This window comes from Bradyrhizobium sp. WCU1 (genome assembly GCF_053474805.1).
The window spans coordinates 7044160-7069678 of record NZ_CM130280.1; the positions used below are offsets into that span (position 1 = coordinate 7044160).

The 25519-nt window shown below is 65.1% G+C and carries 27 protein-coding genes; 18 read left to right on the forward strand and 9 right to left on the reverse strand.

Annotation, left to right across the window (positions count from 1 at the left end):
• Positions 1–100: 100 nt before the first annotated feature.
• A complete protein-coding gene (locus tag ACTUWL_RS33050) occupies positions 101–1480 on the reverse strand; it encodes a sensor histidine kinase (protein ID WP_021079245.1) in 1380 nt (459 codons plus the stop codon).
• The gene (locus ACTUWL_RS33055; RefSeq protein WP_021079246.1) at positions 1477–2151 is read right to left on the reverse strand and encodes a response regulator transcription factor; all 675 of its coding nucleotides are present in this window, start codon (positions 2149–2151) and stop codon (positions 1477–1479) included. Before ACTUWL_RS33055 ends, ACTUWL_RS33050 begins: the two co-directional genes overlap by 4 nt.
• A gap of 167 nt (positions 2152–2318) precedes the next feature.
• On the opposite strand from ACTUWL_RS33055, the gene ACTUWL_RS33060 reads away from it, so the two are divergent.
• Positions 2319–2645 carry an NIPSNAP family protein gene (locus ACTUWL_RS33060; protein ID WP_021079247.1) on the forward strand — a complete coding sequence of 109 codons (327 nt, stop codon included), beginning with the start codon at positions 2319–2321 and terminating at the stop codon, positions 2643–2645.
• Between the two features lie 276 nt (positions 2646–2921).
• Here the strand turns inward: ACTUWL_RS33060 and ACTUWL_RS33065 are convergent, their stop codons facing one another.
• Complete coding sequence (locus tag ACTUWL_RS33065; RefSeq protein WP_021079248.1) at positions 2922–3257, reverse strand: PAAR domain-containing protein; 336 nt, start codon at positions 3255–3257, stop codon at positions 2922–2924.
• A 168-nt stretch (positions 3258–3425) separates the two neighbouring features.
• Here ACTUWL_RS33065 and kdsA point away from each other — a divergent pair, with 168 nt between their 5' ends.
• Together kdsA and ACTUWL_RS33075 are read left to right on the forward strand one after the other, a co-directional pair.
• A complete protein-coding gene (gene kdsA, locus ACTUWL_RS33070; RefSeq protein WP_021079249.1) occupies positions 3426–4283 on the forward strand; it encodes a 3-deoxy-8-phosphooctulonate synthase in 858 nt (285 codons plus the stop codon).
• 16 nt (positions 4284–4299) lie between these two features.
• Positions 4300–5508, forward strand: coding sequence for an MFS transporter (locus ACTUWL_RS33075; RefSeq protein WP_021079250.1), 1209 nt, complete (start codon positions 4300–4302; stop codon positions 5506–5508).
• Positions 5509–5524: 16 nt separating this feature from the next.
• On the opposite strand, the gene ACTUWL_RS33080 is transcribed toward ACTUWL_RS33075, so the two are convergent.
• Positions 5525–5833, reverse strand: coding sequence for a hypothetical protein (locus tag ACTUWL_RS33080; protein ID WP_106940309.1), 309 nt, complete (start codon positions 5831–5833; stop codon positions 5525–5527).
• 53 nt (positions 5834–5886) lie between these two features.
• Positions 5887–6363 carry a preQ(1) synthase gene (gene queF, locus ACTUWL_RS33085; RefSeq protein ID WP_021079251.1) on the reverse strand — a complete coding sequence of 159 codons (477 nt, stop codon included), beginning with the start codon at positions 6361–6363 and terminating at the stop codon, positions 5887–5889.
• A gap of 121 nt (positions 6364–6484) precedes the next feature.
• Between queF and eno the strand changes: the two genes are divergently transcribed.
• Positions 6485–7768 (forward strand): phosphopyruvate hydratase, encoded by a 1284-nt coding sequence (eno, locus tag ACTUWL_RS33090; RefSeq protein WP_021079252.1) that lies wholly within the window; start codon positions 6485–6487, stop codon positions 7766–7768.
• Between the two features lie 58 nt (positions 7769–7826).
• On the opposite strand, the gene ACTUWL_RS33095 is transcribed toward eno, so the two are convergent.
• Positions 7827–8189, reverse strand: coding sequence for a hypothetical protein (locus tag ACTUWL_RS33095; RefSeq protein WP_021079253.1), 363 nt, complete (start codon positions 8187–8189; stop codon positions 7827–7829).
• 16 nt (positions 8190–8205) lie between these two features.
• Positions 8206–9186 carry a hypothetical protein gene (locus ACTUWL_RS33100; protein WP_021079254.1) on the reverse strand — a complete coding sequence of 327 codons (981 nt, stop codon included), beginning with the start codon at positions 9184–9186 and terminating at the stop codon, positions 8206–8208.
• Between the two features lie 242 nt (positions 9187–9428).
• Between ACTUWL_RS33100 and ACTUWL_RS33105 the strand changes: the two genes are divergently transcribed.
• A complete protein-coding gene (locus tag ACTUWL_RS33105) occupies positions 9429–10568 on the forward strand; it encodes a zinc-binding dehydrogenase (protein ID WP_021079255.1) in 1140 nt (379 codons plus the stop codon).
• 112 nt (positions 10569–10680) lie between these two features.
• Here ACTUWL_RS33105 and ACTUWL_RS33110 read toward each other — a convergent pair whose 3' ends face one another.
• Positions 10681–11796, reverse strand: a complete 1116-nt coding sequence (locus ACTUWL_RS33110; RefSeq protein ID WP_021079256.1) for a D-alanine--D-alanine ligase family protein — start codon at positions 11794–11796, stop codon at positions 10681–10683.
• Between the two features lie 284 nt (positions 11797–12080).
• Here ACTUWL_RS33110 and ACTUWL_RS33115 point away from each other — a divergent pair, with 284 nt between their 5' ends.
• From ACTUWL_RS33115 to ACTUWL_RS33165, 11 genes are all read left to right on the forward strand, one after another.
• The gene (locus ACTUWL_RS33115) at positions 12081–12632 is read left to right on the forward strand and encodes an NADPH-dependent FMN reductase (RefSeq protein WP_021079257.1); all 552 of its coding nucleotides are present in this window, start codon (positions 12081–12083) and stop codon (positions 12630–12632) included.
• Positions 12633–12721: 89 nt separating this feature from the next.
• Positions 12722–13039 carry an FtsB family cell division protein gene (locus tag ACTUWL_RS33120; RefSeq protein WP_021079258.1) on the forward strand — a complete coding sequence of 106 codons (318 nt, stop codon included), beginning with the start codon at positions 12722–12724 and terminating at the stop codon, positions 13037–13039.
• 159 nt (positions 13040–13198) lie between these two features.
• Complete coding sequence (pdhA, locus tag ACTUWL_RS33125; protein ID WP_021079259.1) at positions 13199–14218, forward strand: pyruvate dehydrogenase (acetyl-transferring) E1 component subunit alpha; 1020 nt, start codon at positions 13199–13201, stop codon at positions 14216–14218.
• Positions 14219–14263: 45 nt separating this feature from the next.
• Entirely contained in the window at positions 14264–15664 is a 1401-nt protein-coding gene (locus ACTUWL_RS33130; protein ID WP_021079260.1) for a pyruvate dehydrogenase complex E1 component subunit beta, read from the forward strand.
• Between the two features lie 5 nt (positions 15665–15669).
• Positions 15670–15975: a DUF5076 domain-containing protein gene (locus tag ACTUWL_RS33135; protein ID WP_021079261.1), complete on the forward strand. Its 306-nt coding sequence runs from the start codon at positions 15670–15672 to the stop codon at positions 15973–15975.
• Positions 15976–15977: 2 nt separating this feature from the next.
• Positions 15978–17336 carry a pyruvate dehydrogenase complex dihydrolipoamide acetyltransferase gene (locus ACTUWL_RS33140; protein WP_021079262.1) on the forward strand — a complete coding sequence of 453 codons (1359 nt, stop codon included), beginning with the start codon at positions 15978–15980 and terminating at the stop codon, positions 17334–17336.
• A 12-nt stretch (positions 17337–17348) separates the two neighbouring features.
• Positions 17349–17525 (forward strand): hypothetical protein, encoded by a 177-nt coding sequence (locus ACTUWL_RS33145; protein ID WP_021079263.1) that lies wholly within the window; start codon positions 17349–17351, stop codon positions 17523–17525.
• Complete coding sequence (locus tag ACTUWL_RS33150) at positions 17526–17768, forward strand: hypothetical protein (protein WP_021079264.1); 243 nt, start codon at positions 17526–17528, stop codon at positions 17766–17768.
• A gap of 17 nt (positions 17769–17785) precedes the next feature.
• On the forward strand, positions 17786–19207 hold the full coding sequence (lpdA, locus tag ACTUWL_RS33155; protein WP_021079265.1) for a dihydrolipoyl dehydrogenase: 1422 nt from the start codon (positions 17786–17788) through the stop codon (positions 19205–19207).
• Positions 19208–19412: 205 nt separating this feature from the next.
• The gene (locus ACTUWL_RS33160) at positions 19413–20654 is read left to right on the forward strand and encodes a threonine synthase (RefSeq protein WP_021079266.1); all 1242 of its coding nucleotides are present in this window, start codon (positions 19413–19415) and stop codon (positions 20652–20654) included.
• A gap of 120 nt (positions 20655–20774) precedes the next feature.
• Positions 20775–21746, forward strand: coding sequence for a tripartite tricarboxylate transporter substrate binding protein BugD (locus ACTUWL_RS33165; protein WP_021079267.1), 972 nt, complete (start codon positions 20775–20777; stop codon positions 21744–21746).
• 40 nt (positions 21747–21786) lie between these two features.
• Here the strand turns inward: ACTUWL_RS33165 and ACTUWL_RS33170 are convergent, their stop codons facing one another.
• Positions 21787–24051 (reverse strand): lytic transglycosylase domain-containing protein, encoded by a 2265-nt coding sequence (locus tag ACTUWL_RS33170; protein WP_021079268.1) that lies wholly within the window; start codon positions 24049–24051, stop codon positions 21787–21789.
• 301 nt (positions 24052–24352) lie between these two features.
• Here ACTUWL_RS33170 and ACTUWL_RS33175 point away from each other — a divergent pair, with 301 nt between their 5' ends.
• Positions 24353–25201 carry an SMP-30/gluconolactonase/LRE family protein gene (locus ACTUWL_RS33175; RefSeq protein WP_021079269.1) on the forward strand — a complete coding sequence of 283 codons (849 nt, stop codon included), beginning with the start codon at positions 24353–24355 and terminating at the stop codon, positions 25199–25201.
• Positions 25202–25293: 92 nt separating this feature from the next.
• Positions 25294–25431 carry a hypothetical protein gene (locus ACTUWL_RS33180; protein ID WP_021079270.1) on the forward strand — a complete coding sequence of 46 codons (138 nt, stop codon included), beginning with the start codon at positions 25294–25296 and terminating at the stop codon, positions 25429–25431.
• The last annotated feature ends 88 nt before the right edge of the window (positions 25432–25519 follow it).

The following is a 25519-nucleotide window of genomic DNA, read 5'->3' on the forward strand; positions in this document are numbered from 1 at the left end:
AGTGTCGCAGCGCCGCGACTCGATTGCGTGGCGCGCTGTCTTCTTTGCGGGACCTGCATTGCGTCAGCATTGCGCAATGTTGCTGGAAAGCTCTCGGGCATCACGATGCGTACGGTGCCGGCGGCAATGTGAGGCGGAAGCACGCGCCGCCCCTCGGTCCGTCGAGCACGGAGACGTGACCGCCATGCAGCCTCGCGATCTCGCGCACCATGTTCAGCCCGAGGCCGGCGCCGCGGTCTTGCGGCGCAAGACGATAGAACGGATCGAATATCCGCGTGCGCTGATCCCGGGGAATGCCGTCGCCTTCGTCCGTCACGTCGATGGTCGTGGCGCTGCCGACATGGATGGTGATGGTGCCGCGACGGCCGCCATGCTGGATCGCGTTCTGCACGAGATTGGTCAGCGCGCGCTCCAGCGCGGCGCGGTCACCGATCGTGTCGACCCGATCGGCCGCGCTATCGAGCGACAATTCGTAGCCGGCCGCGATCGCCAGCGGCGCGAGATCGGCAGCGACATTGCGCGCGACCGCGACGAGATCGACGCGCCCGAACGGATTGCGGCACTGGTCGAAGCGCTGGATGTCGAGCAGCTGCTCGGCCAATGTCGCAAGCCGCGCCGAGTCCTCGAGCAGACGGGTCTTCTCTGGCCCTGAAGGCAGCGACTCCAGACGCGTGTTGAGGATCGCGATCGGCGTGCGCAATTCATGCGCCGCGTCCGCGACGAAGCGCTGGTGGCGCGAATAGCCGTCGTCGAGCCGCGTCAGCGCGTCGTTGACGGCGGTTACCAGCGGCGCGACCTCGAGCGGCAGGTGGTCGGCCGACAGCCGGCTGCCGCGCTGACGGAAGTCGATCCGGCGGGCTTCGTCAGCCGCGGTCTCAAGGCCGGCAAAGGCGCGCCGCACCACCATCGGCGTTGCGATGAAGGTGGCGCATGCCATCAGCAATAGGCCGGGCAGGGTGCTGGCCAGGCACGTCACCGCCATCACCAACAACGCCTTGGTGCCGGTCATCCGTCCCTGCGTCGCGGTGAGAATCTGAACGTTTCCCGCATCCGTATTGACCCGCTTGAGCCGCGCCGCGGGCTTGCCCGGGCTGTCCTCCAGCATCTGATAGCCGAGCCGCGCCTGGCTGATATGATCGAGGGCATTGCCGATCCGCGCGAAATCCGGCGGCACGTCGCCTTCGGTCAGCGTGTGCCCGTCGCGGTCCCGGACGGCGAACCAAAGATCGGGAAACTCGGCGCGCAGCTTGTTGAGATCGTCGGTCGAACGCAGCACGAGTTCGCCCTGCGCGTTGCGCGCGACCGCCGCTTGCACGACGTCGATGATGCGTTCCTCGTCCCGGTTGACCAGCAGGAAGCCGGACGCCCACAGCGCGCCGAGCACCGTGAGCACGAGTCCCGTCAGCAGGACGGCTTGCAGCGCGACCAGCCGCCAGCTCAGTTGCGAGCGCAAGCAATAGTGGTCGGCGGGTTCGCTCATGACACCTGCTTGAGCAGGTAGCCGACGCCGCGGATGCTGTGGATCTCGACGCCGGCGTCGGTATCTGCGAGCTTGCGCCGCAGCCGCGAGACATGGGCATCGAGCGCGTTCGACTGGATCTCGTCCTCGAAATTGTAGACGGCTTCCTCGAGCGTCGCGCGCAGCACGGTGCGGCCGAGCCGGCGCAGCAGCGTCTCGAGCACCAGCAGCTCGCGCCGGGGCAGGTCGAGCGGGCGGCCGTTGACGCTGGCCTCGCGGTGGCTGCAATCGAACGCCATCCGGCCGGCCTTGATGATCTCGAGCTGCAGGCCGGCGGGCCGGCGCAGCACGGCACGCAGTCGCGCCAGAAGCTCCTCGACCGCGAACGGTTTCGCCAGATAGTCGTCGGCGCCGCTGTCGAGCCCGCTGACGCGGTCGGCGAGGTCGCCGCGCGCGGTCAGCACGATGATCGGAACGCCGTCGGCCTTGGCGCGCAGCTTTGGGATCAGCGTGAGGCCGTCGCCGTCGGGCAGCTGGCGGTCGAGCAGGACCGCGCCATGCACGTCCGCGGAAATCGCCTCCTCGGCCTCGGCAAGGGTCGGCACGTGGTCGACCACCATGTCGTAGCCCTTCAGCGCCTGCGACAGCGCGGCCGCCATCTCCGCCTCGTCTTCAACCAGCAGTATCCGCATGTCCTCTCAGTCCTGCTCCCAACAGCCGGTTTTAGGGCAAGTCACATTGCAACAACATTGCGGAAATGGCCGCCGCGGGCGAGCAGGGGTGCCATGTTGGCGCCCCCTCAAGACAGCCCGGAACCCGCTGGCTATAACCGTCCGCACCACATCTGGGAGGACCGCCAATGATCTACGAGACCCGCGTCTATCGCTGCCTGCCGGGCCGGCTGCCGGCACTGCTCAAGCGCTTCGAGACCGTCACGTTGAAGCTCTGGGACAAGCATGGCATCAGGCAGGCTGGCTTCTTCACGACGCTGGTCGGCGAATCCAACCAGGACCTGACCTATCTGCTGGCCTGGGAATCGCTCGCCGAGCGCGAGAAGAAATGGACCGCATTCCAGACCGATCCGGAATGGATCGCCGCGCGCGCCAAGACCGAGGAGGACGGCCAGATCGTTCTCACCATCGAAAACCAGCTTCTGGTGCCGACCGCGTTCTCATCGGTGAAGTAACGCCGACTGCCGTCGAAGCAATCCATTGGCATCGCATTTGCGAGCGATGGATTGCCTTGTCGCTTCAGCGCAAAATAGCTTCGTCACGCCGGGACGTCGCCAGTTGCGTAAGCCTTGCGGGGGAGGCTGCACGATTTCGGAATACTGGAAATATATCCCTGATTTGCCCGACGGGTCAAGCCACCTTGTCGACAGCTACCTTCGAACGCCGAAAGTCGCCTGCTCCTTTGCATGGGGTTGTTTTCGATATTTTGACAGCGCCGCTGCGGTGGCGCGTTATTGCGGGCAGCCTGAGGTCTGGTCGCCTTCGCGGACCATCGGCTTGCCGTTGATGAAGACGCCGTGGCTCCCCGAGGTCGCCTTGCCGCCGCAATGCGTGCGGTCGCCCATCACCACCGCCGGTTTGCCGTTGATCAGGACGTTGGGCACGCCCTCGACCAGCGGACCGCCATTGCTGGTGGTGTCGCCGCTGCGGGCGGCCGGCTTGCCGTTGACGATGACGCCGGCGGCGCCGCTTGTGACGACGCCGGGCTGGCTGCTGGCCTGGCCATGGGCCAGGCCCGAGATCGCCGACATGGCGGCCACGGCTCCGATGACAAGCGAAATGCGCATGTTCTGCCTCACTGGGAATCCGTTCCGCGTCAGTCTACAGGGGCGGTTGGGGCAGGATTGTGATAGCACGGCGCACCTACGGCGTCAGCGCAACCCCCTCATGGTGCGGGATGGCTTGATCGATCCGGCGCGGGATTGCATGGTCGCTACCAAACAGGATGCAGCATTTTGACCAATCAGGTTTCCACGCAGGCCGCCGCACCGATCGTTGCCGTCGGATCGGCCAAGTTCGGCAATGCCTTGCCCCTCTCGATCATCGCCGGTCCCTGCCAGCTCGAGAGCCGCGCACATGCGCTTGAAGTGGCGTCCGCGCTGAAGGAGATCGCGGCGAGGCTCAAGATCGGCCTGGTCTACAAGACCTCGTTCGACAAGGCGAACCGCACCAGCGCGTCGGCCGCGCGCGGCGTCGGGCTGAAGCAGGCGCTGCCGATCTTCGCCGAGATCCGGTCCTCGCTCGGGCTGCCCGTGCTGACCGACGTGCATGAGCCCGACCAGTGCACCGAGGCGGCGCAGGCGGTCGACGTGCTGCAGATCCCGGCCTTCCTGTGCCGGCAGACTGATCTCCTCGTGGCAGCCGCCGCGACCGGCAAGGTCGTCAACGTCAAGAAGGGCCAATTCCTGGCGCCGTGGGACATGGCGAATGTGGTCAGCAAGATCACCGGCGCCGGGAATGCCAATGTCCTGGTTACCGAGCGCGGCGCGTCGTTCGGCTACAACACGCTGGTGTCAGACATGCGCGCGCTGCCGATCCTTGCGCGCACCACCGGCGCGCCGGTGATCTTCGACGCCACCCATTCGGTGCAGCAGCCGGGTGGCAAGGGCACCTCGTCGGGCGGCGAACGCGAATTCGTGCCGGTGCTGGCACGCGCCGCGGTCGCGGTCGGCGTCGCCGGCGTGTTCATCGAGACCCATCCCGATCCGGATCACGCGCCGTCGGACGGTCCGAACATGGTGCCGCTCCGCGACTTCGAAGCCCTCGTCAAGCGGTTGATGCAGTTCGACGCGCTGGCCAAGACCGCGGCCTGACGGAGGTGACGACGACATGACCGCAACCAGCGGCATGCCGCCGGCCCTCAACGTCATCACGCTGGCGACCTTCGCGGCGAGCCTGTCGGTACGCGCGCTCGATCCGGTGCTGCCGCACGTCGCGGACGATTTCGGTGTCGGCATCGCAACCGCAGCGAGCTTTGCCGCGGTGTTCGCCTTCACCTTCGCCGCGGTGCAGCCGGCGATCGGCGCCGCCGCGGATTTGTTCGGCAAGGCGCGGCTGATGACGATCTGCCTCGCGCTGCTTGGCGTCGCCAACATCCTCGGTGCGCTCTCGACCTCGTTCCCGATGCTGTTCGTCACCCGCATCCTCGCCGGCATCGGCTCGGGCGGGGTGTTTCCGGTCGCGCTGTCGCTGACCAGCGATCTCGTCGGCCCCGACAAGCGGCAGCTCGCGATCGGGCGAACGCTCGCGGGCTCGATGACCGGCAATCTGCTCGGCGCGACGGCGTCCGGCCTGATCGGCGATTTGCTCGGCTGGCGCGGCGTGCTCGCGGTGCTCGGCGGCCTCGTGATCATCGTCGCGCTGGCGGTTGCGGCCGGCTTCCGCGGCGCTGCCCTCAATCGCCCGCCGCGAACCAGCCTGAAGGCGCTGCGCCACGGCTATCGCACCATCTTCACCAACCCGAACGCGCGGATCTGCTACTCGGCGGTTTTCGTCGAAGGCTGCTGCGTGCTCGGGCTGTTTCCCTTCATCGCATCGTTCCTGTTCGAGCTCGGCGAGAGCTCGCTGTCGATCGCGGGCATCGTGATCGCGGGCTTTGCGATCGGCGGCTTGCTCTACACGCTGACGGTATCGCGCCTGCTGCCGTGGATCGGGGTGAGAGGCATGATGGTCGTCGGCGCAACGCTGGTCGGCATCCAGCTCGTCGGCGTCGCGTTCGGGCCGCACTGGAAGCTGCAGATGGCGGGCCTGCTGGTGATGGGCCTCGGCTTTTACATGATCCACGGCTGCCTGCAGGTGTTTGCCAGCGAGCTTTCGGTCGAGGCGCGCGCCACCGCGCTGTCGCTGCACTCGTTCTTCTTCTTCATGGGGCAGACCGTCGGCCCGATCGCCTACGGTTTTGGTCTTCAACATGCCGGCAAGACCGCAACGTTAGTCTCGGCCGCCGCGGTGATGGTGGTGCTCGGATTTATCTGCGCGAGATTCCTGAAGCAGACGCGGCCGGCTGATGCGGCGGCAAGGCCGGATGTGGAGGCTTAGCGATCGCCTATCAACGTCAAGAGTCACCAGCGATCGTGTAACTGTCGAGCAATCCACCCGCGACAAATTGGTAGTCCTTCATCAGTGGACCGACCAAATCAGGTTTGGCTTCCAGATAATCAGCTAGCGCCTTCGCGAGGTCCTGGACGCGATCATCGAATGACACGCTCCGTCGTTCAAACGATCGGATTCGGCGAAGGGCGGCGACTGCTATCCTTCGACGCTGCTCGAGGGATTGGCCCGCCACCGAAGAGCCGCCATCGTAAGCACGTGTCAACGCCGCTACCAAGGCGCTCAGCACCTCGTCTTCGGCCTTCTTGAGCAAGCCCTGCCTCCCTCAAAGTGTCTAGCCACGGGCGCTGGAGCAGACGTGTGGTCTTAACCCCGCCCGCGATACGTCGCGACGCCCTGATCCGGCACCCAGATGCCCTTCGGCAATCGTCCGGTCTGGAAGAACACGTCGATCGGGATGCCGCCGCGCGGATACCAGTAGCCGCCGATGCGCAGCCATTTCGGCTTGATCTCGTCCGTGATCCGCTTGCCGATCATGACCGTGCAGTCCTCGTGGAATGCGCCATGGTTGCGGAAGCTCGCCGCGAACAGTTTCAGCGATTTGGATTCCAGCAGCCAGCGACCGGGCACGAAGTCGATCACCAGATGGGCGAAATCCGGTTGGCCCGTCACCGGGCAGATCGAGGTGAATTCCGGCACCGTGAAGCGTACCAGATAATCGGTACCAGCCTGCGGATTGGGCACGCGGTCGAGCTGCGCCTTTTCCGGCGTGTCGGGCCATTCCACCGCGCGACCGAGTTGCAGGCCGGGGGAGGTGGTTGATTTGGTGGATTTCTTTGCCATCAGGGGTCTCCGTGGCGTCCTCTTATCCAATGCGGGGGCGCCCGTCACCCGGCCTTTTCCCCCTCGATGCATTGCGCTAGAAGCACCGCCATCTGCCCCCGCACTGCCACAAGAGGTTCTCATGACTGACATCGTCGACATCATCGGCCGCGAAATCCTGGATAGCCGCGGCAACCCCACGGTCGAGGTCGATGTGGTGCTGGAGGACGGGTCGATCGGCCGCGCGGCGGTGCCGTCGGGTGCCTCCACCGGCGCCCATGAGGCGGTGGAACTGCGCGACGGCGACAAGTCGCGCTATCTCGGCAAGGGCGTCGAGAAGGCGGTTGCCGCCATCAACGGCGAGATCTTCGAGGCACTCAGCGACCAGGCCGTCGAGGAGCAGGTCGCGATCGACGAGATCATGATCGAGCTCGACGGCACGCCGAACAAGAGCCGGCTCGGCGCCAACGCCATCCTCGGCGTCTCGCTGGCCTGCGCCAAGGCGGCCGCTGAATCCTTCGACATGCCGCTCTATCGCTACGTCGGCGGCACCTCGGCGCGGACGCTGCCGGTGCCGATGATGAACATCATCAATGGCGGCGTGCATGCCGACAACCCGATCGACTTCCAGGAATTCATGATCCTGCCGGTCGGCGCCAGCAGCTTCGCCGAAGCGCTGCGCTGCGGTTCGGAAATCTTCCACACCCTGCGCGGTGAACTGAAGAAGGCCGGCCACAACACCAATGTCGGCGACGAGGGCGGCTTCGCGCCGAACCTGCCGTCGGCCGACGCGGCGCTCGAGTTCGTCATGAACGCGATCGGCAAGGCCGGCTACAAGGCCGGCGACGACGTCGTGCTCGGCCTCGACTGCGCCTCCACCGAATTCTTCAAGGAAGGCGCCTACGTCTATGGCGGCGAGAACAAGACCCGCTCGCGTTCGGAGCAGGTGAAGTATCTCGCCGATCTGGTCGGCCGCTATCCGATCGTCACCATCGAGGACGGCATGTCGGAGGACGACATGGACGGCTGGAAGGAACTGACCGACGCGATCGGCAACAAGTGCCAGCTGGTCGGCGACGATCTGTTCGTCACCAACGTCACCCGGCTTGCCGACGGCATCAAGCACGGCCGCGCCAATTCGATCCTGGTCAAGGTCAACCAGATCGGCACGCTGACCGAAACGCTGGCGGCGATCGAGATGGCCTACAAGGCCGGCTACACTGCCGTGATGTCGCACCGCTCCGGCGAGACCGAGGACTCCACGATCGCCGACCTCGCGGTCGCCACCAATTGCGGGCAGATCAAGACCGGCTCGCTGGCGCGCTCTGACCGCACCGCCAAGTACAACCAGCTGCTGCGTATCGAACAGCAACTCGGCACCCAGGCGAAATACGCGGGCAGGGCGGCCCTGAAGGCGCTGGCCTGAACCTTTTTCAGGACACGGCGTCCGACGAACTCAAGCGGCGAGTATCACGCCGGTCACGTTAGTGCTTGAAGCAGGTTTCGTCGCTCGAAATATTCACTGCCGCCGGCGAGAGTCCTCTGGTGGCAGGAGTTGTTGCGCCTCTTGTGGGTTCGGGGCGGAGCCCATGCTCAGCCTCGAATTCCTTGACCAGCCTGACGATCCGGGAATTGACGGTCACGAAGCGATCGTCGCCAAGCTCCGCGCATTTCCGGAGAAACTCCTGCTCCTTGTTGCCCTCGACGATCGCCTTCATCTTCTCGAGGACTTTCTCAATCGCGACGCCGAACATCGTTCGTTGCTTTGATGGTTTCGTCGTCGTGGACTTCTTCTTCGTTGTCTTCTTTGCCGTCACCGATGTTTTCGCCCGCGCCTTTCTTGCCATAGCTTGCTCCTATCCATCAGTTCAGGGTTCGTGATCCGAGCCGGTCGATGATGCTCCGGTAGATGGCGTCGTCGATGGCCCGGTTGCTCCGCTCGCTCGCTGTCGATGGACGCGCAGGTGCCAGGCCTCCAAGCAATCCGGGCGTGGGAACCGGCGCTGCCTTCGGTGCGGGCGGCAGCGACATCGCGACAATGACCTTATGGATGTCTTTTCGCATCGACGTTGCGCCGAGCGAGGCACCGGACACGTTGAACAGATGATTCAAGGGCGTGAGGGTCACCTGAGGCGTCACCGAGCCCGTGATGGTCGTTTGAAAATTGAACGTGTCCGCGATCGTCGGAACCTTGTCGCCATCTTTCGAACCGGTGAGGCGTTGGTACTCATTGAGGTCGACAAACGTCTCGACCAACTCGCCAAGACCGATCCTGCCGCTCACCGGATAGGCAAAATTCTCGGGCGACCCATCTTCGGTGCAACGGCTTGGACGAAAGTTGATCAATTCGCCGAACGTGTCGTTGACACGGAATAGCCGGACCGTCTGGCGTTGCAGATCGCTGGATCCCTTGGCCGGCATGCTGAAAGTGCCGCTGCTCAACAGGTTCGCGAAATCCACCTCTGCGGCGACAGTATTTTGTTCGGTGATATCGAACGTAAAATCATAGCTGATGGCCGCGCGCTCGTACTTGACGATGTTGGCACGCACCCTCGGAGGCAATTCATAGAGGTGCTGATCGAGTTGATCGAGGGAAAGCTGATTGCTTTCGAGCCGCTGCATGAAGTCGGTCAATTCCGCCTTCCTGAGATAGTCGATGATCGCTTGCTTGATCGCGGCGCGAGCCTCGCATCGAATGTGATGAACGATCTCGCGCGTGGCCAACCGGGTGACGTCGTCGGGCAAAGGATGGATCGCGCACCCAGCCATTCCCAGCGCGCAGCAAAGCGGGAGAGCAAATCGCAACATGTGAAACACGCTTTGATAGAAATGATCGATAGGCATCTAATATTGGTTGCTATCCTAGGATCAGTTTGATTGCGGAGTCTGTGATATTTTGGCAACTGTTCAACAATAGGTTGTGCAGGGATCGAGTTGCGAGGGTGCTAAGGCGGTGCCCTGAAACTTGCTGTTTGAAGCGGCCGATCGCTGGACTTCATTGCCGGCTCGGCCCATATCGGCTGGGCCGTACGCTCCGCAGGGAGCATGTCGCGCCGGGCAAAAACGAATTCCAGGGAGAACGTATGATGAGTGACGGCAAGAGCGGTCTGCAGCTGCGTTCGCTGCTCAAGAAGGATGGCGAACTGGAATTGTCGCTGGTCAATGTCCCGACCCCCGAGCCAGGCCCCGACGAGGTCGTGGTCCGGGTCGAGGCGAGCCCGATCAATCCGTCCGACCTCGGTCTCTTGATCGGCCCGGCCGACATGGCCGCCGCCAAGGTCTCCGGCAGCAAGGAATTGCCTGTGGTGACCGCGCGCGTGCCGGATGCGGCGCTGCCGGGCCTTGCCGCCCGGCTCGACGAGTCGATGCCGGTCGGCAATGAAGGCGCCGGCGTCGTCATCAGGACCGGTTCGTCGGACGCCGCGAAGGCGCTGATGGGCCGGACGGTCGCGATGATCGGCGGGGCGATGTATGCGCAATACCGCACGCTGCGCGTCACCGAATGCCTGCCGTTGCCCGAGGGCACGACGCCCGCGGAAGGCGCGTCCTGCTTCGTCAATCCGCTGACCGCGCTCGGCATGACCGAGACGATGCGGCGCGAGGGCCACAAGGCGCTGGTGCACACGGCGGCAGCGTCGAACCTCGGCCAGATGCTGAACCGGATCTGCCTCAAGGACGGCATCGGCCTCGTCAACATCGTGCGCAACAAGGAGCAGGCCGATATTCTGCACAAGATCGGTGCCAGACACGTCGTCGATTCCAGCGCGCCCGATTTCATGGACAAGCTTACCGGTGCGCTGGTCGAGACCGGCGCGACCATCGCCTTCGATGCGATCGGCGGCGGCAAGCTCGCCGGCCAGATCCTGGTCGCGATGGAGACCGCGATCAACAAATCCGCCAAGGCCTACAGCCGCTACGGCTCGAACACGCACAAGCAGGTCTATATCTACGGCAGCCTCGACACCCGCTCGATCGAGCTGCCGCGCGGCTTCGGCATGGCCTGGGGTGTCGGCGGCTGGCTCTTGTTCCCGTTCCTGATGAAGATCGGTCCGGAGGCGGGCAACTCGCTGCGCCAGCGCGTGGTGGCCGAGTTGAAGACCACCTTCGCCAGTCACTACACCAAGGTGGTGTCGTTGCAGGAAACCCTGCAGCTCGACAACATCGCCGTCTACGGCAAGCGCGCCACCGGCGAGAAATTCCTGATCAATCCGAACAAGGGCGCGTAACCGCGCGGAGGCTAAAGCGCGATGAGATTAAGTTGAATCGTCATCGCGCGCTTTGGATTCTTGTTTGAGCATGATCCTTCCGGAAAACCGCTTCGCACTTTTCCGGATCATGCTAGTCGCGCTCGAACGCCAATGCCCTGGAGCGCTTGTGACGCTCCAGGGCATGGCCGATCAGCACATCCATCAGTGCGGATTGCGGCAGGCCGCTGGCCTCCCACAGCCGGGGATACATGCTGATGTTGGTGAAGCCGGGCAGGGTGTTCGCCTCGTTCACGAACGCCTCCTCGCCGTGCAGGAAGAAGTCGATGCGCGCCATGCCTTCGCAACCCAGCACACGAAACGTCTTGATCGCGAGCTCCCTGATGCGATCCGCGACAGCCGGCGGGACGTCGGCGGGCACCTGAAGCAAGGCGCCCTCCGCATCGAGGTATTTCGCGTCGTAGGAGTAGAAGCCGTGCTTGTCGGACGGCACGATCTCGCCGAGTTGGGAGGCGCGGATGTGGCCCTCGGCATCCTCGAGCACGGAGCACTCGATTTCCCGGATCGGCGCAACACAGCGTTCGATCAGGAGCTTGGTATCGAAGCGGAACGCCAGTCTGCAGCCTGCCTCGAACTCCGCCGCATCGCGCGCCTTCGACACGCCGACCGATGATCCCATGTTGGCAGGCTTGACGAACAGCTCCTGCGATCCGAGGGCGTTGACCGCGTCGTCATAGCTGACGGGAGCCGCGGCGGACATCACGACAAAGGGAACGATCGGCAATCCCGCCTCGCGCAGCAGGCGCTTGGCGATATCCTTGTCCATGCCGGCCGCCGAGCCCATCACGCGCGAGCCGACATAGGCGACGTCGGACAGTTCCAGCGCCCCCTGCACGGTGCCGTCCTCGCCGTTCGGGCCATGCAGCACCGGGAAGACGACGTCGAACGCCGGCAATTCCGCCGGCGCCGCGCCCGGCCCCTGCAGCACCACGACACGGCCCTGGCCGCCCGGCAGCAGTGCGAGCTGGGGCCCATGATCCGGAATGGTCAGCGCGCCGCCACCCGCGCCCGCGCCGTTTCCGGCATCGGCGACGATCCAGCGGCCATCCCGGGTGATGCCGATCGCCGTGACCTCATAGCGATCCGGGTCGAGCGAGCGAAGCACGTTCGCCGCCGACGCCCGCGACACGTCATGTTCGGCGGATCGTCCGCCGAACAGGATTGCAACCCGTCTCTTGCGCTCTGCCATTTCCGGTCAGCCCGATGGTGCGTGGAATCCGGCGACAGTATGGTTGGAAGAACGTGTCGACAATTGGCCCCGGGGCCGTGCCCGGCGCAGGTTTCGGTTGGAAGACGCGCTCCCCGGGCACCGTGGCACCGTGCGCGCGCTTGAGCCGTGGCGGCTCATGGCCGTACGGTCAATTCCGTGAACGCTGCGTTTCCGGAATTGGATGATCCATGCACTTGCATCTTTCTTGATGCGCCGGTAGGTGAGATAAGCGAGTTTCACGCGAACCCGAGGGGGAATTTGCTATGGCCTATAACATCGTCACCATCGTCGGCAGCATCCGCAAGGAGAGCCTGTCGCTCAAGATCGCCAATGCGCTGGCCAAGCTCGCGCCCGCTTCGCTGCAGCTCGACGTCACGACGCTTCAGGGCATTTCCTTCTTCAACCAGGACCTCGAGGGGGCCCCGCCGGCGGACTGGCTCGCCTTCCGCGAGAAGCTGCAGAAGTCGAACGGCGTGCTGTTCGTGACCCCGGAATACAACCGCTCGATCCCGGGCGTGCTGAAGAACGCGATCGACGTCGCCTCGCGGCCCTATGGCAAGAGCTCGTTCATCGGCAAGCCGATCGGCATCATCGGCAATTCGCCGGGCCCGCTCGGCGGCGTCAGCGCGGTGAAGCATCTGCAGAACATCCTGCCGGGGATTTCCGGTCCGATCCTCGGCCAGCCGGAAGCCTATCTCAACGGCGTCGGCGATGCTTTCGACGACAAGGGCGAGCTGACCAAGGAGTCGCTCAAGGGCGTGCTGCAGCAGTATCTCGACGCCTTCGCGGCCTTCGTCGAAAAGCAGAACCGCTGAGCGCATATCCGGAAAAGTGCGCAGCGCCTTGCTGGTCAAGTGGCCGCGCTTTAGCACTCCATTAACCCCATGGCCGCATCTTTGCGGCCATGGTCTCCCGTACACGCCTCAAATCGATTCTGACCGGGCTCGCGCTCTACACGCTGGCGGCGCTGATGGTCGGCTATTTCGGCGTCAACGCCTACACCGGCAAATACGGCCTGAACGCGCGCCAGGAGCTCGATCAGGAAATCATCGCGCTGACCTCGGAGCTCGCGCGGTTGAAGAAGGAACGCGCCGAGGGCGAGCAGCGGGTGTCGCTGTTGCGGTCGGACCGGGTCGATCCCGACATGCTGGACGAGCGCGCGCGCTTCCAGCTCGACTACGCCAACCCGCGTGATCTGGTTCGGATCAACAAGTCGAACTGACGCGTTCTCAAATTTCAAAAACAATCGCGCACTATCACAAAAGTGTCGCGCCGCGCTGCACTGCGGCATAGCAAAATTCCATCGGGCGAACGCAATCCTTCCAAGGTGATTTGAGTTGGGTTAGAGAGGGTTCTTCGACTTCTCTCACCCGGAATTGCCATGGCCGCACCCAAGAAAAGCGTCGCGAAGGAATCAGGTCAGGACAAGGCTGGCTCTCCCCCCGAATTCAGCAGGGAGCAGGAGCTCAAGGCACTGCGGGACATGCTCCTGATCCGGCGCTTCGAGGAGAAGGCCGGTCAGCTCTACGGCATGGGCGCGATCGGCGGCTTCTGCCATCTCTATATCGGCCAGGAAGCGGTCGTGGTCGGCATGCAGATGGCGCTGAAGCAGGGCGACGAGGTCATAACGGGCTACCGCGACCACGGCCACATGCTGGCCTGCGACATGGAAGCCAGGGGCGTGATGGCAGAACTGACCGGACGCCGCGGCGGCTATTCCCGCGGCAAGGGCGGCTCCATGCACATGTTCAGCAAGGAGAAGCATTTCTACGGCGGTCACGGAATCGTGGGCGCGCAGGTGTCGCTCGGCACCGGCCTTGCGTTCGCCAACCGCTATCGCGGCAACGATAACGTCAGCGTGACCTATTTCGGCGACGGCGCGGCCAATCAGGGCCAGGTCTACGAAAGCTTCAACATGGCCGAACTGTGGAAGCTGCCGGTGATCTACGTGATCGAGAACAATCGCTATGCGATGGGCACCGCGGTGTCGCGCGCCTCGGCCCAGCAGGACTTCTCCAAGCGCGGCGTGTCTTTCAACATCCCCGGCAAGCAGGTCGACGGCATGGACGTACGTGCGGTCAAGGCCGCCGCCGATGAGGCCACGGCATGGTGCCGAGGCGGCAACGGTCCGATCATCCTGGAGATGCAGACCTACCGCTACCGCGGCCACTCGATGTCCGATCCCGCGAAGTACCGCACCCGCGAGGAAGTCGAAAAGGTTCGTCACGACCATGACCCGATCGAGCAGGTGCGCAACCGCTTGCTGGCCTCAGGCGTGAGCGAGCAGGATCTGAAGGCGATCGACGGCGAGGTGCGCGAGATCGTCAACGAAGCCGCCGACTTCGCGCAGCACGATCCGGAGCCGGATGCATCCGAGCTCTACACCGACATCTACCGCTGACCCCACCCGCGCAGAAGAATTTCAAGACCGATTTCGGGAGCCGATATGCCCATTCAAGTGCTGATGCCTGCGCTGTCGCCCACCATGGAGAAGGGCAACCTCGCCAAATGGCTGAAGAAGGAAGGCGAGACCATCAAGTCCGGTGACGTCATCGCCGAGATCGAGACCGACAAGGCGACGATGGAGGTCGAGGCCACCGACGAGGGCACGCTCGGCAAGATCCTGATTCCGGAAGGCACCGCCGATGTCGCGGTGAACACGCCGATCGCCACCATCCTGGCCGATGGCGAAAGCGCCGCCGACCTCGCCAAGGTGCCCGCGGCTCCTGCGCCGAAGGCTGCGGAGGCGCCTGCTGCTGAAGCCAAGCGAGATGCAAAGGCGGAAGCGCCGCAGCCCGCGGCGAAGGCGCCGGCTGCACCGGTCAGCGAAGCACTGCCCGATCCGGAAATCCCGGCGGGCACCGAGATGATCACCCAGACCATCCGCGAGGCGTTGCGCGATGCGATGGCCGAGGAGATGCGCCGCGACGGCGACGTCTTCATCATGGGCGAGGAGGTCGCCGAGTATCAGGGCGCCTACAAGGTGACGCAGGGCCTGTTGCAGGAGTTCGGCGCGCGGCGCGTGATCGACACGCCGATCACCGAGCACGGCTTTGCCGGCGTCGGCGTCGGCGCGGCGATGGCCGGACTGAAGCCGATCGTCGAGTTCATGACCTGGAACTTCGCCATGCAGGCGATCGACCAGATCATCAACTCCGCCGCCAAGACGCTCTATATGTCCGGCGGCCAGATGGGCTGCTCGATCGTGTTCCGCGGACCGAACGGCGCCGCCGCGCGCGTTGCGGCCCAGCACAGCCAGGACTACGCCGCCTGGTACTCGCAGATCCCGGGCCTCAAGGTGATCGCGCCGTACTCGGCCGCCGACTACAAGGGCCTGCTCAAGGCCGCGATCCGCGATCCCAATCCGGTGGTCTTCCTCGAGAATGAAATGCTGTACGGCCACACCGGCGAGGTGCCGAAGCTGCCCGACTTCGTGGTGCCGATCGGCAAGGCGCGCATTGCCCGCGCCGGCAAGGACGTCACCATCGTCTCCTGGGCGATGGGCATGTCCTACGCGCTGAAGGCCGCCGACGAGCTCGCCAAGGAAGGCATCGAGGCCGAGGTGATCGATCTGCGCACCATCCGTCCGATGGACACCGAGACCGTCATCAACTCGGTGAAGAAGACCGGCCGCGCGGTCACGGTGGAGGAGGGCTGGCAGCAGAGCGGTGTCGGCTCCGAGGTCGCCGCGCGCATCATGGAGCATGCGTTCGACTATCTCGACGCGCCGGTCGCGCGTGTCTCAGGCAAGGACGTGCCGATGCCCTACGCGGCCAATCTCGAAAAGCTCGCCCTGCCTTCCGTCGCCGAGGTGGTCGCGGCCGCCAAGGCCGTGTCCTACCGGTAGCGCCGATGGCCGGTCCCAAGGAGCAGCCGCTGCCGCCCGACGTGATGGGCCGCGACGACGCCGTCGAGGTGCTGCGCGCGTTTGTCGTCGACGGCGGGCTGTCGATCGCGTTCCAGCGCGCCTTCGAGGAGCCGGACATGTGGGGGCTGATGCTCGTCGACATCGCCCGTCACGCTGCGCGCGCCTATTCGCGCGAGAGCGAATACACCGAGGACGAAGCGCTCGCGCGCATCGTCGAGATGTTCGAAGCCGAAATCGCCCGGCCGACCGACATGGGCCAAACCAAACCGCGGTCGCAACAAGGTCACTGACAATGCCGATCAATATTCTCATGCCCGCGCTGTCGCCGACGATGGAAAAGGGCAACCTCGCCAAGTGGCTCAAGAAAGAGGGCGACAAGGTCAAGTCCGGCGACGTGATCGCGGAGATCGAGACCGACAAGGCGACGATGGAAGTCGAGGCGGTCGATGAAGGCACGATCGCCAAGATCCTGGTGCCCGAGGGCACCCAGGACGTGCCGGTCAACGACGTGATCGCTGTCCTGGCCGGCGATGGCGAGGACGTGAAGGCGGCAGCCAGCGCCGGAGCCGGCGCAGCACCTGCGCCGAAGCCCGCCGAGCCCCCGAAGCCTGCCGCCCAGGCCGCGGCTGCCGCTGCACCTGCTCCGACGGCAGCTCCGGCGCCGTCCGCGGCGCCGGTACCACAGCCCGCTGCGGCGCCCGCCGCGCAGGCCAACGGCCACGCCCGCGTGTTCTCGTCGCCGCTGGCGCGCCGATTGGCAAAGGAAGCCGGCATCGATCTCGGCCGCATCACCGGCACCGGCCCGCACGGCCGCGTCATCGCGCGCGACGTCGACGACGCCAAGTCCGGCAAGGGCCTGAAGGCGCCGGCGGCCGCGCCCGCCGCGGCTGGCCCGAGCATCGCGCCGTCAATGTCGGACAAGCAGATCCTGGCGCTGTTCGAGCCCGGCTCCTACGAGGTCGTGCCGCATGACGGCATGCGCCGCACCATCGCGCAGCGTCTCACCGCCTCGGTGCAGAACGTCCCGCACTTCTACCTGACCATCGACTGCGACATCGGCAAGCTGCTCGCCGCGCGCGAGGAGATCAACGCGGCTGCGCCGAAGGACAAGGAGAAGAAGCCGCTCTACAAGATCTCGGTCAACGATTTCGTCATCAAGGCGATGGCGGTCGCGCTGCAGAAGATCCCGAACTGCAACGTCAGCTGGACCGAAGGCGGCATGCTCAAGCACAAGCATTCCGACGTCGGCGTCGCGGTGGCGATGCCGGGCGGCCTGATCACGCCGATCATCCGCAAGGCCGAGACCAAGACGCTGTCGACCATCTCCAACGAGATGAAGGATTTCGCCGCCCGCGCCCGCGCCCGCAAGCTGAAGCCGGAAGAATACCAGGGCGGCACCACCGCGGTGTCCAACCTCGGCATGTACGGCATCAACCACTTCACCGCCGTGATCAACCCGCCGCACGCTTCGATCCTCGCGGTCGGCACCTCGGAGGAGCGTCCCGTCGTGCGTGGCGGCAAGATCGAGATCGCGAACATCATGAGCGTCACCTTGTCGTGCGATCACCGCGCGATCGACGGCGCGCTCGGCGCCGAGCTGATCGGCGCCTTCAAGCAGCTGATCGAAAACCCCGTGATGATGATGGTGTGACGGGCATCAGCCATGTACGCGATGTCAGGTCCGTACGTTCTGCTCGCCGCCATCGCCGTTGCGCTGCTCGTCGCGGTCAACCGCGACCTGATATCGACGTTCCAGTTCAGGCTCATGATGATCGGTGCTGGCGTGCTGGCGCTGGCGTGGACCATATTCCTCGGTACGGTGTGGCAGGAGTACCGATGAATGGCCGGCACGGCCCGCACGCGCTGGCCCTGGATCTCGCTGCTGCTGTCGGCTGTGCTGGTGCTCAACCCGGTCGGGTTGGATCTGGTGCACTCCGCGTTCTTCGCCGGCGAACAGCTGGCGCGGAACATCGCCCAGCCGATCGTGCCGACGGCCCTGGCCATCATGGCCGTGGTAATCGGGTTCGAATGGCTGGTCAGGTCATTGATCGCAAGAAGCCGCGCCCGCGGCGCCACAGATTGAGTTGAACGGGAGCCGCCATGGCCGACACATCCTTCGACGTCATCATCATCGGCTCCGGCCCCGGCGGCTACGTGACCGCGATCCGCGCCGCGCAGCTCGGGTTCAAGACCGCGATCGTGGAGAAATCCTATCTCGGCGGCATCTGCCTGAACTGGGGCTGCATCCCGACCAAGGCGCTGCTGCGCTCGGCGGAGATCTACCACTACATGCAGCACGCCAAGGATTACGGACTGTCGGCGGACAATGTCGGCTTCGATCCGAAGGCCGTGGTGCAGCGTTCGCGCGGTGTCTCGAAGCGCCTCAATGACGGTGTCGGCTTCCTGATGAAGAAGAACAAGGTCACGGTGATCTGGGGCGACGCCACGATCGACGCACCCGGCAAGATCACCGTGAAGAAGTCCGCGGTCGAGGCGCCGAAGGGCGCCAGCGGCGAGGGCAGCTACCAGGCCAAGCACATCATCGTCGCGACCGGCGCGCGGCCGCGCGTGCTGCCCGGGCTCGAGCCCGACAAGAAACTGATCTGGACCTATTTCGAGGCGATGGTGCCGGAGCGGATGCCGAAATCGCTGCTGGTGGTGGGCTCGGGCGCGATCGGCATCGAATTCGCCTCGTTCTTCCACACCATGGGCGCCGACGTCACCGTGGTCGAGGTGCTGCCGCAGATTCTCCCGGTCGAGGATGCTGAGATCGCCGGCCTGGCGCGTAAGCGCTTCGAGAAGATGGGCATCAAGATCATGTCCTCGACCAAGGTGACCAAGCTCGAGAAGAAGGCCGACAGCGTGGTCGCGACCATCGACGACGGCAAGGGCCAGCCGCAGACCAAGGAATTCGAGCGCGTGATCTCGGCGGTCGGCGTGGTCGGCAATATCGAGAATCTCGGGCTGGAGAAGCTCGGGGTGAAAACCGACCGCGGCTGCATCGTGATCGACGGCTACGGCAAGACCAATATCCCCGGCATCTACGCGATCGGCGACGTCGCGGGTCCGCCGATGCTGGCGCACAAGGCCGAGCATGAGGGCGTGGTCTGCATCGAGGCGATCAAGGGCCTGCATCCGCATCCGATGGACAAGCTGCTGATCCCGGGCTGCACCTACTGCAACCCGCAGGTCGCCTCAGTTGGCCTGACGGAAGCCAAGGCCAAGGAAGGCGGCCGCGAGATCCGCGTCGGCCGATTCCCGTTCGTCGGCAACGGCAAGGCGATTGCGCTCGGCGAGGACCAGGGCCTCGTCAAGGTGGTGTTCGACAAGAAGACCGGGCAGCTGCTCGGCGCGCATATGATCGGCGCCGAGGTCACGGAGCTGATCCAGGGCTATGTCGTGGCGATGAACCTGGAGACCACCGAAGAGGAGTTGATGCACACCGTATTCCCGCATCCGACCTTGTCGGAAATGATGAAGGAAGCGGTGCTCGACGCCTACGGGCGCGTGCTGAACATCTGAGGCCGCGGACGGCGGCCGCGGTCCCGTCATCCCCGCGCAAAGGCTTCGCCTTTGTCGCTGGAGGAGCGCGGAGCGCGTCTCGAAGGATGTACGGCCCGGATCGATCGGCGGGCCGTTCGCCCTTCGAGACGGCCGCTTCGCGGCCTCCTCCGGGTGACGGGTCTGGCAGGGACGAATTCATCAAGAGCAAGAAAGAGCGCACCTCGTGAAAGACAACGACAACCTCACCATCGAACGCCCGACCTTCGTGACCCATCTCGAATGCGCGATGGAGGGCGATCATTATGCAGCCGACCAGGTGCACAATCTCTCCAAGGCCGGTAAGCCGCTCTTGGTGCGCTACGATCTGGCCGGGGTGAAGAAGGCGCTCACGAAAGAAGCGCTGGCCGAGCGACCGGCCGACCTGTGGCGCTATCGCGAGCTGCTGCCGGTGCGCAAGTGCCAGGACATCGTCAGCCTCGGCGAAGTCACGACGCCGCTGATCCGGTTGCCGAAGCTTTCAGCGCGACTTGGCGGCGGCGAGATCATCGTCAAGGACGAGGGGCGGCTGCCGACCGGCTCGTTCAAGGCGCGCGGTCTCGTGATGGCGGTGTCGATGGGCAAGGCGCTCGGCATCAAGCACATGGCGATGCCGACCAACGGCAATGCCGGCGCGGCGCTCGCCGCCTACGCGACCTCCTGCGGCATCAAGACCACGATCTTCTGCCCGGCGGATACGCCGGAGGTGAATGTCAGCGAGATCGAGCTGCAGGGCGCCACCGTCTACCGCGTCAACGGCTATATCGACGATTGCGGCAAGATCGTCGGCGAGGGCAAGGCCAAGGTCGGCTGGTTCGATACCTCGACCCTGAAGGAGCCGTACCGGATCGAGGGCAAGAAGACGATGGGCCTCGAGCTCGCCGAGCAGCTCGGCTGGGACGTGCCCGACGTGATCTTCTATCCGACCGGTGGCGGCACCGGGCTGATCGGGATGTGGAAGGCGTTCGACGAGCTCGAGAGGATCGGCTTCATCGGCTCGAAGCGTCCGCGCGTGGTCGCGGTGCAGGCCTCCGGCTGCGCGCCGATGGTGCGGGCCTATGAGGCCGGCACCGAGCATGCGGCACGCTGGGAGGACGCCCACACCATCGCCTCGGGCATCCGCGTGCCGCAGGCGATCGGCGACTTCCTCATCCTGCGCGCGGTGCGCGAGAGCAAGGGGTTTGCGATCGCGGTCGATGACGACAAGATCAGCAACGCGCTCAACGAGGTCGCCCGCGAGGAGGGCCTCCTGTTGTGCCCCGAGGGTGCTGCGACCTATGCTGCCTACAAGCAGAGCCTTGCCGACGGCCGCGTCACGAAGACCGACCGCGTGATGCTGTTCAATTGCGCCAGCGGCCTGAAATACCCGCTGCCGCCGGTGACCCGCGCGCTCGACCGGCACAAGCCGATCGACTTCTCGCAGTTCTAACCTGTTGTTGCAGTCGTCATTGCGAGCGCAGCGAAGCAATCCATCTCACCGCCTGCTGGACCACGGATTGCTTCGTCGCTTCGCTCCTCGCAATGACGGTGTCATTTGATGGAGTGAACGATGCGTCGAATCCTGTTGGCTGTTTTGGCCGCGTTTGTGACGCTGGTCGGCCCTGCACACGCGGAAACCTGGCCCGCGCACCCGATCACCATCGTGGTGCCGTTCGCTGCCGGCGGTCCGTCGGATGCCATGGCGCGCATTCTCGCCGAGCGGATGAAGCAGTCGCTAGGTGAGGTGGTCCTGATCGAGAACGTGACCGGAGCGGGCGGTTCGCTCGGCGTCGGCCGCGCGGTGCGCGCGGCGCCGGACGGCTACACCGTCTCGTTCGGCCATCTCGGGACCCACGTCGCAAACGGCGCGATCTACAAGCTCGGCTACGACCTCGTCGATGATCTCGAACCGGTCGTGCTGCTGCCGAGCAACCCGATGATCATCGTCAGCAAGAACACCGTGCCGGCGAAGTCGCTGAAGGAGCTGCTGGCGTGGCTACAGTCGCTGCCGGCGCCGCCGACCGCGGGCACCGCCGGCGCCGGCAGCGGCAGCCATATCGCCGGGGTCTATTTCGAGAACGTCTCCGGCATCAAGCTGCAATACGTGCCGTATCGCGGCACCGGGCCCGCGCTGAACGACCTCGTCGCCGGCCAGATCGATATCATCATCGATCAGACCTCGAACTCGATCAATCAGGTCCGCGCCGGCAACATCCGCGCCTATGCCGTCACCGATTCCAAGCGGGTCGCGAATGCGCCGGAGGTGCCGACGGTCGACGAGGCCGGCCTGCCAGGCTTCCACATGACGCTGTGGTCCGGCCTCTGGGTACCGAAGGGCACGCCGAAGGAGATCGTGGCCAGGCTCAACACCGCTGCGATCCAGGCGCTGCGTGATCCCGCCGTGAAGAAGCAGCTCGAGAATCTCGGCCTGCAGATGCCGCCGCAGGACCAGCTGAAGCCGGAGGCACTTGGTGCCTGGCAGAAGGCGGAAATCGCAAAGTGGTGGCCGATGATCAAGGCGGCGAATGTGAAGGTGGAGTGAAGACGCAACGTCGTGCCGGCCTTCGCCGGGACGACAGCATCTACTGCGACGGGATTGCTGCACCCGCCGGCGCCGCGTTGGTCTCCTGCGTCACGACGCGCTCGCCGCTCTTTGCCGCGATCGCCGTGCCGGCGTCCTCGAAGCGCGCCCGATAGACCACGAAATTCTCCATCACGCGCTGCACGTAGTTGCGCGTTTCCGAGATCGGAATCCGCTCGACCCAGTCGACCGGATCGACCTTGGGATCGCGCGGATCGCCATAGGCCTTGATCCAATCGCGGACGCGGCCGCGGCCAGCGTTGTAGCCGGCAAATGTCATGATATGGCAGCCGCGATACTCCGCCAGCAGCGCGCTCAATTCGGCCGCGCCCATCTGGGTGTTGTAGACCGGATCGGACACCATCCTGCTCCAGTCGTAGCTGACGCCGAAGCGCTTGGCGGTGTCGCGGCCGGCTTCGGGCGTCACCTGCATCAGGCCGACGGCGTTGGCCGCCGACTTGTCGCGCTGATCGAACGCGCTTTCGGTGCGCGCGATCGAGTAGGTCATGCTGCGTCCGATATCGGGCGCGATCGGGCTGTGCCTGGGAATGCCGATGACCGGGAAGGCGTAATGGTCGAAGGCAAAGCCCCGCGCGAGCGCGATCTTGCCGATCTGCAGCATGGCGCGGGCATCGTTGCGGCGGCCGGTGAGCTCGCCGAGTGCCTCGAGCATGCCGACGTCAGGGCTCTCTTCGGCAAGGTCGGCGGCGAAATAGAGCACGATGTCGGGCTCGCCGATCGTATAGAGCATATCGGCGGCGCGAACCCGTTCGTCCGCGGCCATGCTGTCGGCGTTCGCAGCGGGCGAGGGCGCGTGCAGCTCGACGCCGTCGCGGCCGAGCCTGGCCAGCGCGAGCTGCCCGTAATAGGCGGTCGGGTAGCGCGCGGCGGCCTGGTAGCCGGCGCGCATCGCCACGGAGTTGCCGAGTGCCTCGGCGGCGCGGCCGCGCCAATAGGCGGCGCGCGCCAGCACGGTCGGGTTGGTCTGGCCCTCGTCGATGTGAGCGAAATGCGCCGCCGCGGTCTTGGCATCATCGAGACAGCGCAGCGCGATCCAGCCGCGCATGAAGTGCATGTCGGAGCGATAATAAGGATTGTCCGGCGCCGCAGCGCCCCGGATCACGTCGTAGGCCGCCTGGTACTCGCCCTGGTCGAGCAGCTTGCGGGAGAGGATGCGGCGCTCGCGCCACCATTGGTCGGTGTCCTGCTGCGCCATCGTCTCGGGCGCGGCCGCAATCGTCACGCGCGCCGCATCATCGATCCTGTTCTTCGCGAGCAGCCATTGGATGCGGCAGAGCGTGTAGCCGAGGTCGCTGCGGGCATCGGCCGGCACGTCGTTCAGCATGTCCTCTGCCTTGCTGGATTGGCCGCGGACCGCGCTGCAAGCCTTCACGATCGCGAGCTCGTCGCTGCCGAGGTGCTGCGCCGCGCGCCGCGCGGCGGCGAGATCCTTGGCGCCGATCCGCTTGTCCATGCGCGCGCGATGGTCATCGCGCGTCAGCAGATCCTTGAACGCGTCGTAGGCGTCGCTCTCGGTCCGGTCCAGCAATTCGTCCGAGCGCCAGGCCTCGCGCACCAGCCGCGCGGCGCCGTCGCGGTCGCCCTCAGTGAGCAGCGTACGGGCGAGCGCGAACTTGCCCTTGGCGCTGATCGGTTGATCGAGGGTGAAGCCGTGCACCGTGGCCGGATCGCTGCGCTCCTGCCACATCCGCGCTTCAGCCCGCTTGCGCAGCAGCGTGACGCTTGGCCAATCCGGGTTGGCCGCGACGAATGCCGCATAGCGGCTGAACGGCGCATTCGACTCCGAATGGCGCAGCAGGTACCACTCGACGAGCTTCCGCCCGACCGGGTCGGCAATCTTGGCCTGGATATCGGTCGCGTCGCTGGTCTTGCCCTTGCGCGCCGCCGCGATCGCATCCCTGACCGCGGCGAGATCGCCCGACAATTGCGGCCCGGCAGATTTCTCAGGCTCGGGCGCCTTGGTGGTCTCGACCGATTTGGACGGAGCTGATTTGGCCTTGGCGGATTTGCGTCTATCGGCGCCGTGCCTGGCGTGCCGGCGCTTGCCGGAGGCGTTCTCTCGCACGGCCTTGGCGTTGGTCCTGGTGTTGGTCTTGGTGTTGGTCTTGGCGCCATGCGCCTTGTTGTCACCGTGGCCGCTCTTGGCCTGATGCTGGTGATGCGGCTTGGCGGTCGCCTGGATCGGAAGCAGCGCGAGCGCAGCGACGGTGGCGAAACACGCCAGCGGACGTAGGCACCGGTTCATTCTCTGGTCCCCCCTGAGAAACCACGAGGCACAAACAGAACGCGTCATACGGCGGCACAACCGCCGCAGGTTATCACTACCCTCGATTCTCGAGTGTTAATGCGGCCGCAACTCAACAGGGAAAACGCGGCGAAATATGGAATATGGCCTGTGGAATCCGCGGGAACCGGGGTTTTGCGGGCAAAAATAGCGGCATATGCACCGCGTTTTGACCGATTCCCGCCGAGATGTATCTTCGGTGCAACCGCGCTGTGGGGGAACCGATGTCGTCGACAGATCAGTTTTTGCCGGCCCGGACACCATGACGGCTCGCCTCAGAACCGTCCTGGACGGTGGCCGCTATTTTGAAGGTCCGCGCTGGCATCGTGGGCGGCTCTGGTTCGTCGACTGCATGGCGCGGACGCTGCTCAGCATCAGCCCGTCGGGCGAGCGGCAGGAGCATGCTGCGGTGACCGACGACACGCCCTGCGGTCTCGGCGTGCTGCCTGACGGCGATATCGTCGTGCTGACGATGTTCAGGAAGCGGCTGCTGCGTTTTGCCGACGGCGCGCTGTCGCTGTATGCCGACCTCTCGGCGGTCGCGAGCGGCACGATCGACGACATGATTGTCGACGGGCAGGGGCGGGCCTATGTCGGCGACCTCGGCTTCAATCTGCCGCCGCCGGAGGGGCGCGGCGCGGTCGGCCGGATCATCCTGGTGATGCCCGACGGCAGCGCCCGCGTCGTCGCCGACGGCTTGCGGTTTCCCAACGGCATCGCGGTGTCCTCCGACCATCGCCGGCTCGTCGTCGCGGAAATGGATGGCGCAGGTCTCGCCGACTACGACATCGCGCCGGACGGCGGGTTGAGCCTCCGCGGGCGGTTCGGTCGCCTCAACGATCCCGACGGCATCTGCCTCGATCGTGATGGAGCGGTCTGGGCCGCCTCGTTCACGGAAGACGCTTTTGTCCGGATAGATCGCGACGGCGTGGAGCTTGAGCGCATCGCGGTCCCGGGCCGCCGCGCAGTCGCCTGCGCACTCGGCGGCACCGATCGCAGGACATTGTTCTGCTTGAGCGCGGAGACATCCTACGAGGAGCTGCGGAAGGGCAAATCGGTGCCGCGGATCGATGTTGCCGAGGTCGGCACGCCGGGCGACGGCTTTCCCTAAGCAAAAGCGGACTGACCTTGGGTCTTGACCTTGGGGGTCTTGAAATTTGTTCCCGTTTCGTTCATATTGCGGCGCTTCGGGAGCACGCCGCCATGGACGCCGAACGAGACCGCGAAATCATCAGGCTCTGGAACGAGCTCCGCCGGCTGCAGCGCGCAGGACTTCCGACTGCGTCGATCGTCCGGCGGATCGAGCAGGCGCTGGCCGCACGGGAGCAGGAGGCGGCCTGACCCGCCTCTAAAGCGCGATGAGATCAGGTTGAATCGTCATCGCGCCTTGGATTCTTGTCTAAGCATGATCTTTTCGGAAAACCGCTTC